Origin of the sequence: Microbacterium festucae, assembly GCF_025421715.1 — a bacterium.
GTDB lineage: Bacteria > Actinomycetota > Actinomycetes > Actinomycetales > Microbacteriaceae > Microbacterium > Microbacterium festucae.
Window position 1 is genome coordinate 401,904 of the sequence record NZ_JAOEFC010000001.1, and the last position, 14,337, is coordinate 416,240.

A 14,337-nucleotide genomic window follows, 5' to 3' on the forward strand; every position below is an offset into this window, starting at 1 on the left:
CTGTGCACGTGAACCGCCCCCCAGCGGCTGTGTGGATGTTCTACTCCCGCGGCGCGAACGTCACGTCGACCCAGTAGTTGTGCGTGCTCGTGGCATCCGGGAATCCCTGCGAGTACGTGTATGCGGCGCCGCTGGCCGGGGTCGAGAAGACCCCGGATGCGGTCGGCGCTGCGAGTCCGTTGAGATCGACGGCGTAGCGCCCGGTGGTGCTGTGCAGACCGACGCGGTACTCGACGCCGGCCTCGAGATCGACCGGATGGGTGAAGACCGCCTCCTGCCAGCCGGATGCCGTCTCTCCGATGAATGCGATCTCGGCAAGCTTCACGCCGTCGGCGCGCCACAGGTAGCCGGTGTGCAGCCCCGTGTTCGCGTCGCCCTTGTAGAAGCGCACGCTCGTGGCCTGACCGGCCACGCTCACGGTGAACCGTGTCGCGACCTGCACGCCGTCCGGATCGTTCCAGGCCGGATGCTGCGGTGTGGCCGCCCCGAAGATCGTCTGCGCCTCGAGCACCGGCGGCGGCGCGGAGGTCGTGAAGGTCCACTCGCCGCCGGCGAGCGCGAGCGCCCCGTCGGTGGCCGCAGCCGTGTAGGCCGTCGTCCACTCGAGCGGCTGCGCCGGCGTGAATGTCATCGTGCGGGTGGCCTCGTCGTAGGTCGCGACGCCCTCCACCGGTGCCCCGCCGCGGCGCAGCGTCATCGCGGGTGCGGCGGGCGCCCGGTCGAAGACGGCGGTCACGGTGACCGTCGGCGCCACGTCGACGGCACCGGGCGCAGGCGTCACGGTCGTCACCGTCGCAAGCGTCGGCGTCGGCGTCGGCGTCGGCGTCGGAGTGGGCGTCGGAGTCGGCGTCGGCGTCGGCGTGGGCGTCGGAGTCGGCGTGGGCGTGGGTGTTGCAGTCGGAGTCGGAGTCGGAGTCGGCGTCGGAGTCGGAGTCGGAGTCGGAGTCGGCGTCGGAGTCGGCGTCGGCGTCGGCGTCGGCGTCGGCGTGGGCGTCGGCGTCGGAGTCGGAGTGGGCGTCGGCGTCGGAGTCGGAGTGGGCGTGGGCGCCGCCGGGGTTCCGAACGTCACCTCGGCGTCGACGAAGTACGACGACGAGTTCCACGACCCGTCGGGGAAGCCGCCCGACGCGCCGTAACGGAAGCGCCCGTTCGCGCCCGCCGGTGCCGTGATCGCTCCGCTCGTGCGCGCAGCGGAGAAGTAGCCGGCCTCGATCGCGTAGCGGCCCGAGGGGGCGAAGTACGACACGATGTACGTCTGCCCCGCCGCGACCGGCAGCGGCGTCGACAGTGCCGCGCGCTGCCATCCCGACGATGTCTCGGCGTCGAACGACACGGTGGCCAGCCGGTCGCCGGCGCTGTTCCAGACGCTGCCGGTGTGCGCGCCGACGTTGGCGGCACCCTTGTAGAACCGGATCGCGGTGACGGTGCCGGGTGCGGCGACGGTGAACGCCGTCCCCAGCTCCACGGCGTCGGTGTCGGTCGAGGCGGTGATCGCGGGAACGGTGGTGCCGAACAGGTTCTCGACCGATCCCGAGACGACGGGCGCGGCCGTGGTGAAGGTCCACTGATCGAGCGCCTGGCCGCCGATGCGCACGGTGGCGGTGTAGGTCGTCGCGGCGGTCAGTGGCGCACCGGGCGCGAAGGCCAGGCGGCGCGCGGCCGCGTCGTATGTCGACGTCCCGGCCACCAGCTGACCGGCGGTCGCGAGGGAGAGCGTCGGCGCAGCGACGTCCTGCGACAGTGTGGCGGTGATGGCCGCGTCGACGGCCGCCGACGCACCCGTGGGCGTGGTCGCGGTCACCGTCGGCGCCGGGGCGGTGGTGGTGCCGGCGACGAACACGATGTCGGCGAAGTAGCCCGACGACTGCCACGTCTGCGTCGGCATCGTGCCGCCGCTGCCGTAGCGGAATGTGCCCGCCGTCGCCGTCAGCGGCCCGCTCGAGCGCGGTTGGCTGAAGAAGCCCGTCGCGTAGGGGTAGCGGCCCTGCGGCGACAGGAAGGAGACGGTGTAGTCGGTGCCGGTCGCGAGCGTCACCGGCACGGCGAGCACCGCCGTCTGCCACCCCGAGGCGCTCTCGTCGGCGAAGGTCACGGTCGTGAGCGCCCGGCCGTCGGGACCCCACAGGGTTCCGGTGTGCACGCCGGTGTCACCCGCGGTCTTGAAGAAGCGCAGCGCCGTGACCTGCCCGGCCACCGAGGTGCGCAGGGAGGTGCCGAGTTCGACCGATGCGCCGTCTGCTCCGGATGCCGCGACGGGCGCCGCGGTGCCGAAGAGAGTGACGGGGACCGGCTGGGCGGGGTCTGTCATGACCGTGAACGACCACGAGCGGTCGGCCGCGGCACCCCCGCTGCCGGCGATCCCCGACGCCGCGACGACGATGTGCGCACCGTAGGGCAGCGGCGCCGCCGGAGTGAACGTGACGGTGCTGCCCGCCGCGGTCACCGCACCGGCGACGGCAGACCCGTTCGCGGTCACCGACAGGCTCGGAGCGCCAGTGAGATCTGCCGAATAGGTGGCGGAGACGGCGACGCTGCGAGCGACACCTGTCGCGCCGGCGGCGGGGCTGGTGGAGACCAGCACCGGGGCGGCGCCGGCGCGCTCGAAGACGACGTCGACGAAGTAGCTGGCCGTCGACCGGTGCGTCGGGAACCCGCCGGCGTACGAGTAGGCGCCGCCGCCCGCGCTCGCGGTGATCGGCCCGCGGGTGACCGCCGAGCTGAAGGCGGACGGCGTCGCCGAGTACCGGCCGACCGGCGCGTCGTACGACACGACGTACTCGGTGCCCGGTTCGACGGCCACGGGCGTGGCGAACGAGGCGGTCTGCCACCCGGATGCCGTCTCGTCGGTGAACTCGATCTCGGCGAGCTGCCGCCCGTCCGAGGTCCACAGCGCCCCCCGGTGCGTGCCGGTGTTGAGCAGGTGCTTGTAGAAGCGCACCCCCGAGATCACACCGGGCTCGGCCACGCTGAAGGCCATGCCGAGGGTGACGGGAACGTCATCGGGATCGGCGGCGATCGTCGGCCGGTCGAGGTCGGTGTAGAGCGAGCACGGGCAGGTTCCCACGGGCGCCGTCGGCGCGGCGGTGGTGAACGACCACGCGCCGCCGGCGTCGAACGTCGACCCGTCGAGAGGCGTCGCCGACACGGTGACGGCATAGGTCGTCGAGGGCGCCAGGGCTTGTGCCGGCGCGAAGCGGATCGACCGTGTCGCCGCATCGTAGGAGGCGGTGCCGGCGACGGCGCCGTCGGGTCCGGTCAGGGTCAGCGTCGCATCCGACACATCGCGTGTGGTGACGGCGACCACCGAGGTGTCGGTCGGGATCGACGCCGATCCGGGTGCCGGGGTGCGTGCGGCCAGGCGCGTGGGCGACGACTCGGTCGCCTCGAACACGGCATCCACGTAGTAGTTGGAGGTCCCCCACGTGCGCGTCGGGAACGTGCCCGCATGTCCGAAGACCCCGGGGCTGTCCTCCCCGACTCCCGGGGCGACCGTCAGCGGAGACGACGGGCGATTGCGGTACGGCCAGTAGTCGTCGACGTAGGCGTAGCCGCCGGACGGCGCCGTGTACGAGACGACGTAGGCCGTTCCCGCGCTCACCGCGACCGGATGGGTGAACAGGGCCGACTGCCACCCGGTGGCGGTCTCGCCCACGAAGGTCACCTGCGCGAGCGAGGTGCCGTCGGCGCTCCACAGCGAGCCGACGTGGGTGCCGGCGTTCGCGGGCCCCTTGTAGAAGCGCACGCCGGTGATGTATCCGTCGCGGTCGGGAGAGAAGGTGATGCCGAGCTCGACGGCCTGCTGGTCGTCGGCCGAGGGCCGCACCGGCACCTCTTCGCCGAAGATCGACGCCGCCCCGGTCACGACCACGCTGCGCTCGACACCGGCGGCGAGGAAGTTCGCGCTGTCGTCGATGGCGCGGGCGCGCACGGTCGCAGCGGGCCCGCCCTGCTGGATGTACGAGTACGACCATGAGGTGGTGCCCGATGCCGGATGCCACGTGGTCCCGCCGTCTGTCGACACCTCGACACCGGCGACGCGGCCGCCCCCGGCATCCGCAGCGGTACCGGTGACCGTCACGGTCGCACCGTGCACGACCTGCTCCCCGGCGGCGGGGCTCGTGATCGTCGTCGTCGGTGCGATGGTGTCGGAGCTCGCGGTGGCGGGGACGAGCCCCGTCATCAGCGTCGCGGGCTGGGCGCCCATATCGGCCAGCAGGTTCACCTGCGCCTGCTGCATGCGGCTGTCGGCGGGAGCGCCGTTGCCGTCGTGAGTCTGGTCGAGTCCCCAGCCCCACTGGATGCTGGCCGCCGAGAAGACGAGTGCCCCGCTGGCGGCGCGGTAGAGCGTGACGTGGTGGGTGGTCGTACCCTCGACGACGGTGTTGCCGTAGTCGGTGAGGTACTGCGGCGTGTAGCCGGTCGTCGTCGACAGCCGCACGAGACCGGCCGGGCGGAACCCGTTGTCGATGTCTTCGTTGGACTCGTATCCGACGGTGTGCGGCGCGAGCTCCGCGCTCGACCCAGCGGCGAGGGAGGCTAGGCCGGTGTTGCGCCACAGCCGCGTCTTGCCCTCCTCCGCCGACACCGTGACGGGAAGGTCGTCGTCGTTGACCATGTACATGGTGCCGGTGAGGGCGTTCTCGGGCGAGTGAGCGCCCTGCGCCGCCGTCGCGAAGCGCGGGTCGCGCCACGTGCCCGTCCACTCCGGGCTCGGGTCGATCTTGGCGTTGGACCACGTCTCCTTGTACGAGACGAGGGTGCGGTAGGGCGTGCCCGAGCCGTCGACCGCGTTCTCGTAGCGGGTGCGCCAGTACCCCTCGTTGCCGGTCAGGAACTGCAGGTTGACCTCGGCATCCCGTGCCGCCTCGATGTTGCGACGCTGCGCGCCCGACCAGTACTCGTCGTGACCCACCGACAGGAAGACGTCATGGTTCAGCAGCTCACCGCCCCGGCGGTCGGTGTCGACGCCGGCGAGGTACGACACGTCGTAGCCGTTGCGTTCGAGGAAGCGCACCGTGGCGAACTCGGAGCTGAAGTAGAAGTCGCGCCCGTTGCTGACGCCGCGGGTGGCGAGCGGCCGGTTGTAGCTGATCTTGTAGGCACGACCGTTGGCGGCGCCCTGGTAGAAGTCCGACCCGCCGTAGGGGTTGTAGGCCTGCCAGGTCGGGTCGGAGGTCTGGAACAGCACGTCGGACGTGTTGCCGTCTTGCCGGACGATGAAGATGATGTGGCTCGCGCCCCCGTCGCCGCGGGTCAGGCGGGCGATGTACACGCCCGAGACCGCCGTCGCCGGCACGTCCCACGAGGCCGAGACGCCCCAGGTGCCGCAGTCGTACAGCTCGGTCGTCTCGTCCGAGATGCACTCCGGCTGCACCTGCGGCAGGGCTGCGCTCACGGGAACCGATGTGATGAACCGGGCGCCTTTGCCCTGGTACCAGCCGGTGCGGTAGATGTCGATGTCGTACGACGCGGCATCCGTGTCGATCTTGAAGTCGATGCGCGCGCCCGCGTTCACCGAGATGTCGGTGGCGAAGCCCTGGATGGTCGGATCTCCCGCGCCCTCGATGTCCCATACCGCGGGGTCGGTGCCCTGCTCCTGGTTCTCGCACACGATCGGGTTGATCCCCGGGTCGCAGGCGCTCGCCGCGTCGGCGCGCCCCGGCGATGCCGAGACGACGAGCGTGGCAGCGAGCGCCGCGGTGATGGCCATCAGCGCGAGCGCGCGACGGTGCCACGATGTGGTCGGTGCGAGTGCACCGGTCCCCCGGTTTGTCCCCATTACTCAATCCCCAGTCACCCGTCTCGTGAGTACGCGAGACGGGCCATTCGCACTCCGCGCGAGATCGATCGCTCGATCTCTGGCCCGCGCCCCCCATAGGCGTGAGTCGACGGAGTGTCCCCCGCTCGGAGTGTAGCCAGATCCGCGAACCGCGCACAATACTTGGCACCAGATACGTCGCACCCGATCCCTGGGGAGGATGCCATGACCGAGACCGACTCCGCCGTCGTCCAGCCGACGGCCGACATCGACGACGACGTCGTGCTCGGGGCGCGCACCCGCGTGTGGCACCTCGCGCAGGTGCGCGCCGGCGCCCGCCTCGGCGCCGACTGCAACATCGGGCGGGGCGCCTACATCGGCCCGGGAGTGGTGCTCGGCGACGCGTGCAAGGTGCAGAACTACGCGCTCGTCTACGAGCCGGCCGTCGTCGGCGACGGGGTGTTCATCGGCCCCGCCGTCGTGTTCACCAACGACGAGTTCCCCCGCGCGGCCAACCCCGACGGGTCGCTGAAGGGTGCCGACGACTGGCACGCGGTCGGCGTGACCGTCGACCGCGGCGCCTCCATCGGCGCCCGCGCCGTGTGCATCGCCCCCGTGACGATCGGCGCCTGGGCCCTCGTCGCCGCCGGCGCCGTGGTCACCAAAGACGTGCCCGCGCACGCCCTCGTCGCCGGGGTGCCCGCCCGCCGCATCGGCTGGGTCGGCCGCACCGGTCGCCCGCTCACCGCCGACGGCCCCGAATGGGTCTGCCCCGACACCGGCGAGCGCTACGTCGCCGACGGCGAGTCCCTGCATCCGGTCGGCTGACGCCGGGCCCGGTGGGTGAGGCCGTCCGTGCGCGCGCATTTCGGAGCCTGTCACCCAGATCGGAGGAAATCGACGGATTCCTCCGAGATGGGCGCCGTGCTCCGAAACGGATGCCGGTCGGCGAGGCGCCCGTCCGCCACCCCCGCCGGGCGTCAGAGCTTGCGCAGCAGCACCGACTCCACGGCGTGGTCGGCGGCCTTGCGCAGCACGAGGTTGGCGCGGTGCTTGGTGGGCTCGACGTTCTCGCGCAGGTTCGGCAGGTTGATGTCGTTCCAGAAGCCGAGGGCGCGCGGCACGGCCTCTTCGTCCGAGAGCTCGGCGAACCGGTTGAAGAACGACGAGGGGTTGCTGAACGCCCCGTCGCGCAGTGCCAGGAAGCGGCTCACGAACCACTGCGAGATGTCGTCGGCGTCGGCGTCGATGTAGATCGAGAAGTCGAACAGGTCGCTGACGGCGACGTCGTTGGGGGTGGGCGGCGGCTGCAGCACGTTGAGGCCCTCGACGATCACGACGTCGGGGCGGCGCACGACCACCTGCGCGTCGGGCATGATGTCGTAGCGCACGTGGGAGTAGAACGGCGCCCGCGCTTCGGCCGCCCCCGACTTCACGTCGATGAGGAACTTCACCAGCTCGCGGCGGTCGTACGACTCGGGGAAGCCCTTGCGGTGCATGATGCCGCGCCGCTCGAGCTCGGCGTTGGGGTAGAGGAACCCGTCGGTGGTGACCAGCTCCACCCGGGGCGTGCCGGGCCAGCGGCTCATGAGCTCGCGCAGCAGGCGGGCGATCGTCGACTTGCCCACCGCGACCGACCCGGCGACCCCGACGACGAACGGCGTGGTCGAGTCGGGCTCGCCGAGGAAGTCCGCGCTCTCGCGCCCCAGCCGCTTCGTGTTCTCGGCGTACGTGCTCAGCAGCCGGCTGAGCGGCAGGTACACCTGACGCACCTCGGCGGGGTCGAGCCGGTCGCCGATGCCGCGCAGCTGCACGATCTCGGTGTCGGTGAGCGGGTTGGGGATGCCGGAGGCCAAGCGCGCCCACTCGTCGCGGCCGATCTCGCGGTAGAGCGAATCGACGGGCGTCAGCGCCTCGGTGGTGTCGTCGGGGACCATCGCGCCTACTTTATCCGGCGCATAACTCAGGCAGAATCTCCGTTTCGGCGGGGTGTCACCGGTTTCGGGGGCGTTCTGCCTGAGTTATGACCCCGCTACGCTCGCCACATGCGCCTCGGAGTCCTCGACATCGGCTCGAACACCGTCCATCTGCTCGTCGCCGACGTGCGCCCCGGCGGTCGGCCGCTGGCCGCGACCAGTCAGCGCACCGTGCTGCGCCTCATGCGCTACCTCGAACCCGACGGCTCGATCAGCGAGGCCGGGGTGACCGCGCTGGTGGATGCCGTGACGCAGGCGCGCGAGACCGCACGCGCCGAGAACGTGCGCGAGCTGCTCGCGACGGCCACGAGCGCGGTGCGCGAGGCGACCAACGGCGCCGAGGTGATCGCGCGCATCGAGGAGGCCCTCGGCCAGGAACTGCAGGTGCTCGGCGGCGAGTCCGAGGCCCGCTTCACCTTCCTGGCGGTGCGGCGCTGGTTCGGCTGGTCGGCCGGCCAGATCATGCTGTTCGACATCGGCGGCGGCTCGCTCGAGCTGGCCGCGGGCGCCGACGAGCTTCCCGACGTGGCAGCGTCGGTGCCGCTGGGCGCCGGCCGCATGACGATCGAGTTCCTCCCCGACGACCCGCCCGGGGAGGATGCCGTGGCCCGCCTGCGCGACCACGCACAGGCCACCCTCGCCCCGGTCGTCGAGCTCATGCGCGAGCAGCCCCGCCCGAACCACGTCGTCGGCTCGTCGAAGGCGATCCGTTCGCTCGCGAAGCTCGCCGGCTATCCGGTGCCCGGCTGGAGCGGGTCGGAGCGGATGCTGCTCCCCCGCCAGGCCCTGGGCTCGTGGATTCCGCGGCTGGCCCGCATCCCGGCATCCGCCCGTCAGGAGCTGCCGGGCATCACCGCCGACCGCACGTTCCAGATCGTGGCGGGCGCCGTCGTGCTGCACACCGCGATGACGGCCCTGAAGGTCGACGAGCTCGAGGTGAGCCCGTGGGCGCTGCGCGAGGGCGTGCTGCTGCGCTACATCGAATCGCTCAGCTGGACCGACCCCGACTGATCCCGGGGCCTGCGCCCGAGGGATGCTCCACCGCGCGTCATCCGGCGGAAACACGTGCGCCGCGGCGCGGCAACAGGCACCTTCTACTGTCGGCCCATCGGCCGCTCCGCCACCGGGCTGAGCGTCGGCAGGCCCTGAGCCGGGAGGCCCTTGATGAGCGCACTGAGCGACGCGATCCGCGATCGCCGCCCCGACTCCACCCTCGCCGCGCGCTCGCCCCTGCACGGTCTGCGGCGAGGGTCGCTCGGCCCCGCCGATGTCGTCGCGCAGTCGGTGGCCGCCGTCGCGCCGGCAGGCGTGCTGCTCACCCATGCCGGCGGCCTCGTGCGACAGCTGGGCGCCTTCGCGTTCCTCGCGCTGCTGGCGACCTCGGTGATCGTCATGCTCGTCGCCCTGTCGCTGGCGATCTTCGGGCGGCGTATCGCCGCGGCGGGCGGGGTGTACACGTTCGTCACGCGGGGCCTGGGTCCGGTGGTGGGCATCGCCGCCGGCACGGCGATCGCCGTCGGCTACGGGGCCATGTCGATCGACACGCTGCGCTCGGGGGCCCGGCGGATCGCGCAGCTGGTGGCGGGGCCGCGGGCAGACGGCCCCGACCCCGCGCTCATGATCGGGGTCGTGCTGGTCGTCGGGGCGGCGATCACCGCGGTCATCGTCGTCGGGGCGCGGGTCTCGACGCGCATCATGCTCGTCGTCGAAGGCGTCGCCGTCGCCGCGATCCTCACACTCTCCTTCGCCACGCTGACCGCCACCGGCTGGGACCTCGCCCCGCTCCTGCCCGGTGCCGGCGCCGGGCCGCCTCCCTCGGCATCCGCGTTCGCCGCCGGCATCGCGTTGGCCCTCGCCTCGTTCGTGGGCTTCGAGAGCGGTGCGGCGCTGGCCCCCGAGACGCGCCGCCCGTTGGCGACGGTGCCGCGTGCGCTCATCTGGACGGCCGCCGCCCTCGGGCTGATCTACCTCTTCGGCGTCGCGGCGCAGGTGTCGGCGAGCGCGCACGGCGCGACCGGTCCCCTGGGGCAGACGATCGTCCTCCCCGACTCGACCTGGTGGGGGGCGGCGACGGATGCCGTGATCGCGGCCTCGTGGATCGCCTGCGCGCTGGCGTGCACGAATGCGCTCGTGCGGCTCGTGTTCACCCTCGCCCGTGAAGGCGCACTGCCGGCCTGGCTCGGCGCCGCGTCGCGCCGGTTCGGCTCGCCGCATCGCGCGGCCGCGGTGGTGGGCGGGCTCATCTCGGCGGGGGCGACCGCGCTCATCGTGATCGGCCGCGACACGCTGCTGGGCGCCACGATCGGCGTCGCTTCGAGCTTCGGGTTCATCGTCGCCTACCTGCTGCTGTGCGCGGCGGCGGTGCGCTACCTCGTGCGCATCGGCGAGTTCACGCTGCGCGAGAGCTGGCCGGCCCTCGTCGGCGCGGCGGCGCTCGCGATGATCGTCGTCGTGGAGTGGACCGGCACCACCGGCGACGACCACACCGGCATCCTCGTCATCGTCGTGCTGCTGCTGGGCGTGGTGGGGGTGCACGCCTGGCGGCTGTACCGCGGGGCGCTGTCGCCCGCACGCGCCGGTGCCTACGACACCCCGATCGCGGCGGATGCCATCGCTCCCGCCGCCGCACAGAAGCCGGCCGTCCGCCGGTGAGCGGGGCGGGCTCCGGCTCGAGCGTCGGACAGGCTCTCGCGGTGCTCGAAGAGGTGGCCCGCTCGGGCCCGACGCTGTCGGCCAACGGCATCGCGCGCGCCCTGGGGCTGCCACGGGCCAGCGCCTACCGGCTGATCAACTCGCTCGTGAGCGAGGAGTATCTGCTGCGCCACCCCACCCTCGACGGCTTCTCGCTCGGCGTGCGCGTCGTCGAGCTCGCGCATCTGGTCGCGCCGACCCGCCCGCTGTCGACGGCCGAGGTGGTCGCCGGGGTGCGCGCCGAGACCGGGGTGGCCGTGCACCTGGCCCGCTATCAGCGGGGCCGGGTCGTGATCGTCGACGAAGACCCGGGTCGGCCGCTGCGTTCGCTCGATCGCACCCGCCAGCAGCTGGCCTCCACCGCGATCGGGCGGGTGTTGCTGGCCGCCTACGCGCCGCCGCTGGCGGCCTACCCCGATCAGGATGCCGTCGCGACGGTCGTGCAGACCGCGCGCGCATCGGGCATCACCCCGCAGGAGCACCGCGAGATCGCGGCCGAGGTGTTCGCGCTCGGCTATGCCCTCGCAGTGGACCCGTCGGAGGAGCAGCGCGCATGCGTCGCGGTGCCGCTGCGCACCGCCGAGGGACGCATCGTGGGTGCGCTGGCGGCGGCGGCCGCCGGGCCGTCGGAGGCGGCGGCGCAGGTCGGTGCGCTCACCGGCGCGGCGCGCCGGCTGGCCGACGCGCTGTCGATTCCGGCCGCGGCCGACGACCGCGCAGGGGCCTCGGCGACATAGCCGGCAGCTCAGTGCAGCGGCACCACCCACGGGGCGACGGTGACGACATGCTCGAGCGGCACGCTGCCGAGGTAGCGCGAGTCGACGGATGCCGTTCGGTTGTCGCCGAGCACGAACACGGCATCCGTCGGCACGACATGCGAGAAGGCGAGCACGCTGGCCAGCGTCGTGTCGGGGGCGAGGTAGGGCTCGACGAGGGGCTCGCCGTCGACCGTGAGACGCCCGGCGCCGTCGCAGCACGCGACGCGCTCCCCCGGCAGGCCGATGACGCGTTTGACGAACACGTCGGGAACGTCGGCGGCGCCGGTGAGACGCGCGGCGGTCTGCGCCCACCCGCCGGGGTCGGAGAACACCACGATGTCGCCGCGGGCGGGTGGCGTCTGCGGGCGCCCTCCGCCGAGCAGCAGGTCGCCGGTCTGCACGGCGGGCGCCATCGACGCGGACTGCGCCCGCAGCACGGTGGGCTGCGCGGCGGCCACGCCCACGACCGCGGCAGCGGTGACGACCGCCGCGGCAGCGGCAAGGCGACGCTTCACAGCACCGCCAGGCGGGCCGTCATCGCTTCGATCTCGCGCTGCTGTTCGGCGGCGACGTGCTTGGCGAGGGCGCGGATCCAGCTGTTGTTCCCGGCGACGATCACCTCGCGGGTCATCTGCAGGGCGCCGTCGTGGTGGACGATCATCAGCTCGAGAAACCGCTTCTCGGCAGCGACGCCCTCCAGCGCGTCGAGCGCCGCCACCTGCTCGGGGGTGGCCATGCCGGCCATCGACCCGGTGTGGTCGTGGTCCATCACGCCGATCTGATGCCAGGCGCCCAGCCAGTCGGTCATCTGCACGATCTCGGCGCTCTGGTCGCGGTCGATGAAGGCGGCCAGCGCGCGCGAGGTGTCGTCGATGCCGGGGGTGGCGGCGAGGATGCGCGACAGCTCCACCGCCTGCGCGTGGTGGGGGATCATCATCGTCGCGAACACCATGTCCGCCTCGACGGGCACGTCGTCGACCTGCGCGTCACGCTGCGCGGCGGTGACCACGAGTGCGGCCCCGCCGTCGGAGCTCGCCGCCACGGGCCGACTCGCCCCGGCGGCCCACCCCAGCGCGCTGGCCAGCAGCGCCCCGGTCACCAGGACGGCGGCGGCAGAGACGGCGGCGGCGAGAGGTCGGCGCATGGTGCTCCCTTCGACGAAGGCGGGATCTGTGGGGTGGAGAGGGAGGGTGGCGGTCCGGTCCGCCGGGGGCGCGAACCGGACCGCCGGTCGATCACTGCGGTGCGAGCAGCGTGTTGCGGCGACGGCGCAGCACGAAGGCGGTGCCGAGCACCACCAGCGCGACTCCCGCCAGGGCGGCGCCCCCGGCGATCGTGCCGCCGGTGACGGCCAGCGCCCCGGTCACCGTCAACGCCGTCGACACCTCGGTGCCCGAGACGACGCCGACCGCCACCAGGCGGTGTGCTCCCGCGGGTGCGGCCACCGGAACGGTGAGCGCGCCCGACACGACACCCGCGGCGTTCGCGCGCAGGGTGCCGACCGTCAGCGGGTCGGAGTGCAGCGTGAAGGTCACCGACTCGTCGGGGGCGAAGCCGCCCGCAGTCACATCGAACACGTCACCCGGTGCGAGGCTCGTGCGCGACAGCTTCATCCCCGCCGCCGCTGCCGCCCCGTCGGGTCCGCCGGTGGACGGCAGGCCGCCGTCCGGCGACGTCGAGGGCGTGGGCGACGCGGATGCCGTGGGCTCCGGCGAGGCCGAGACGGTGGGCTCCGGGGTGGCGGTGGCCGTCGGCTCGGGGGTGACGGGCGTCTCGGGCTCGACGACCTCGCAGGGCGACTCGTCGGTGTGGATCTCGCCGCCGGGGTCGCCGTTGATGCACGACCGGCCCCCGGGGGTGCCCATCGAGGTCGATGTCCAGTCGCGCGGGATGATCGTGAACGACTGCCAGTGGGTCTGCATGGGGCTCTGGTCCTCGTCGCGCACGACGTGGTGGAACCCGCTGTTGACCCACGCGACCGGGTCGACCAGGTCACTGCCGGCACCCGATGTCACATAGTCGACGACGTTCTTCTCGGTGCACGCGGTGTTGAGGTTGTTGGTCGCGTACTCCTGGCAGGCGTTGTAGTTCGTGAACGACAGCAGGGGCTGGGTCACCGGGTCGCCCTGGTAGAGCTGGGCGCCGGGGAAGACGAACTCGTACGAGCGCACGTGCCCGTCGGCGTTCACGCTGTCGGGCGCGGCGACCCGCCACCAGGTGAGGTCGTCGGCCGGCACGAGGCTCGACGGCGAGGCGACCTGCTGCGACGTGGTGTGCATGAGGCGCGTCTTCTCCCCCATCTCGCCGAGCTCCGAGTCGTACTGTTCGACCACCTGGTGGCTCTGACCGTCGAGACCGAAGTCGAGACGCCAGATGGCGTTGTGCCAGTGCGAGGCGGCGAACTGGTCGGCGCTGCCCTCACCGACGGGCCAGCCCGTGGTGGCATCCGCGTCGAAGTCCTCATACGAGATGTCGCCGGTGGCGCCGAGGTCGAACGAGATCCCGCCTTCGTCGGTGAACTCGATCTTCGTGGCGTACTCGTACCAGTCGACCTTCGAGATGATCTGCAGCGAGAAGCCCTGCTTGTCGTCGGTGAACAGCGGGGCGTCGGCGATCGATCCCCAGGTCTGCTCGTGCGAGCGGTAGGCCAGCGGGCTGGTGGTGTCGGTGATGCACAGGCCCGGAATGGTGCGCATCCAGGTCGTCGTCTCGCCCCGACGGGTCGTCGTCCAGTTCTGGGCGACGTCGCGCAGCTCGCCCTGACCGCACTCGGCCGGGCTCAGCTTCTGCAGGTACTGGTTGCCGAAGCCGTACGAGGTGATGTCGTTCCAGACGTTCTTGCCGGTGTCGTAGGGCACGTGCAGCTGGCTGAGGTAGAGCGAGTCGAGCACGCGCCGGTAGTTCGTCTCGCCGGGCGCCTTCACGGCGACCTGCTCGAGCACGAGGCCCTTCTTGCTGTCGACGCGCCAGCACATCTGCCATGTGGTGCCGTTGTCGAACGACTTCTCGATGAGCGCGTCGCCCGAGCAGTTGATGGGCGGGGGCGCGGCGGTGGCGGCGGTGGCGGGCACCGCGACGAGGCCGACGGCGCCGATGAGGGCGACGGCGGTGAGCGCGAGGGCGCGGGTCAGCTTCTTGACGGGACTGTTCACAG

The 14,337-nt window shown here is 72.3% G+C and carries 9 protein-coding genes; 4 read left to right on the forward strand and 5 right to left on the reverse strand.

The features are described from left to right. Positions 1 to 40 precede the first annotated feature (40 nt). Positions 41 to 5,710 (reverse strand): DUF4082 domain-containing protein, encoded by a 5,670-nt coding sequence (locus tag N3K63_RS01755; RefSeq protein ID WP_261578241.1) that lies wholly within the window; start codon positions 5,708 to 5,710, stop codon positions 41 to 43. Positions 5,711 to 5,983: 273 nt separating this feature from the next. Here N3K63_RS01755 and N3K63_RS01760 point away from each other — a divergent pair, with 273 nt between their 5' ends. Then, complete coding sequence (locus tag N3K63_RS01760; protein ID WP_261578242.1) at positions 5,984 to 6,586, forward strand: acyltransferase; 603 nt, start codon at positions 5,984 to 5,986, stop codon at positions 6,584 to 6,586. Between the two features lie 152 nt (positions 6,587 to 6,738). On the opposite strand, the gene coaA is transcribed toward N3K63_RS01760, so the two are convergent. Continuing rightward, positions 6,739 to 7,695: a type I pantothenate kinase gene (gene coaA, locus N3K63_RS01765; RefSeq protein ID WP_261578243.1), complete on the reverse strand. Its 957-nt coding sequence runs from the start codon at positions 7,693 to 7,695 to the stop codon at positions 6,739 to 6,741. A 108-nt stretch (positions 7,696 to 7,803) separates the two neighbouring features. Here coaA and N3K63_RS01770 point away from each other — a divergent pair, with 108 nt between their 5' ends. The 3 genes from N3K63_RS01770 to N3K63_RS01780 all read left to right on the forward strand — a co-directional run bounded on the left by N3K63_RS01770 (position 7,804) and on the right by N3K63_RS01780 (position 11,162). Then, positions 7,804 to 8,745 carry a Ppx/GppA phosphatase family protein gene (locus N3K63_RS01770; RefSeq protein WP_261578244.1) on the forward strand — a complete coding sequence of 314 codons (942 nt, stop codon included), beginning with the start codon at positions 7,804 to 7,806 and terminating at the stop codon, positions 8,743 to 8,745. A gap of 153 nt (positions 8,746 to 8,898) precedes the next feature. Next, positions 8,899 to 10,386, forward strand: coding sequence for an APC family permease (locus tag N3K63_RS01775; RefSeq protein WP_261578245.1), 1,488 nt, complete (start codon positions 8,899 to 8,901; stop codon positions 10,384 to 10,386). Further along, a complete protein-coding gene (locus N3K63_RS01780; protein ID WP_261578246.1) occupies positions 10,383 to 11,162 on the forward strand; it encodes a helix-turn-helix domain-containing protein in 780 nt (259 codons plus the stop codon). Before N3K63_RS01775 ends, N3K63_RS01780 begins: the two co-directional genes overlap by 4 nt. Before the next feature lie 8 nt (positions 11,163 to 11,170). Here N3K63_RS01780 and lepB read toward each other — a convergent pair whose 3' ends face one another. The 3 genes from lepB to N3K63_RS01795 form a co-directional block, all read right to left on the reverse strand. Beyond that, positions 11,171 to 11,698, reverse strand: a complete 528-nt coding sequence (gene lepB, locus N3K63_RS01785; RefSeq protein WP_261578247.1) for a signal peptidase I — start codon at positions 11,696 to 11,698, stop codon at positions 11,171 to 11,173. Further along, the gene (locus N3K63_RS01790) at positions 11,695 to 12,327 is read right to left on the reverse strand and encodes a DUF305 domain-containing protein (RefSeq protein ID WP_261578248.1); all 633 of its coding nucleotides are present in this window, start codon (positions 12,325 to 12,327) and stop codon (positions 11,695 to 11,697) included. Before N3K63_RS01790 ends, lepB begins: the two co-directional genes overlap by 4 nt. A gap of 91 nt (positions 12,328 to 12,418) precedes the next feature. Continuing rightward, positions 12,419 to 14,335 (reverse strand): copper amine oxidase, encoded by a 1,917-nt coding sequence (locus N3K63_RS01795; RefSeq protein ID WP_261578249.1) that lies wholly within the window; start codon positions 14,333 to 14,335, stop codon positions 12,419 to 12,421. Between the last annotated feature and the right edge of the window lie 2 nt (positions 14,336 to 14,337).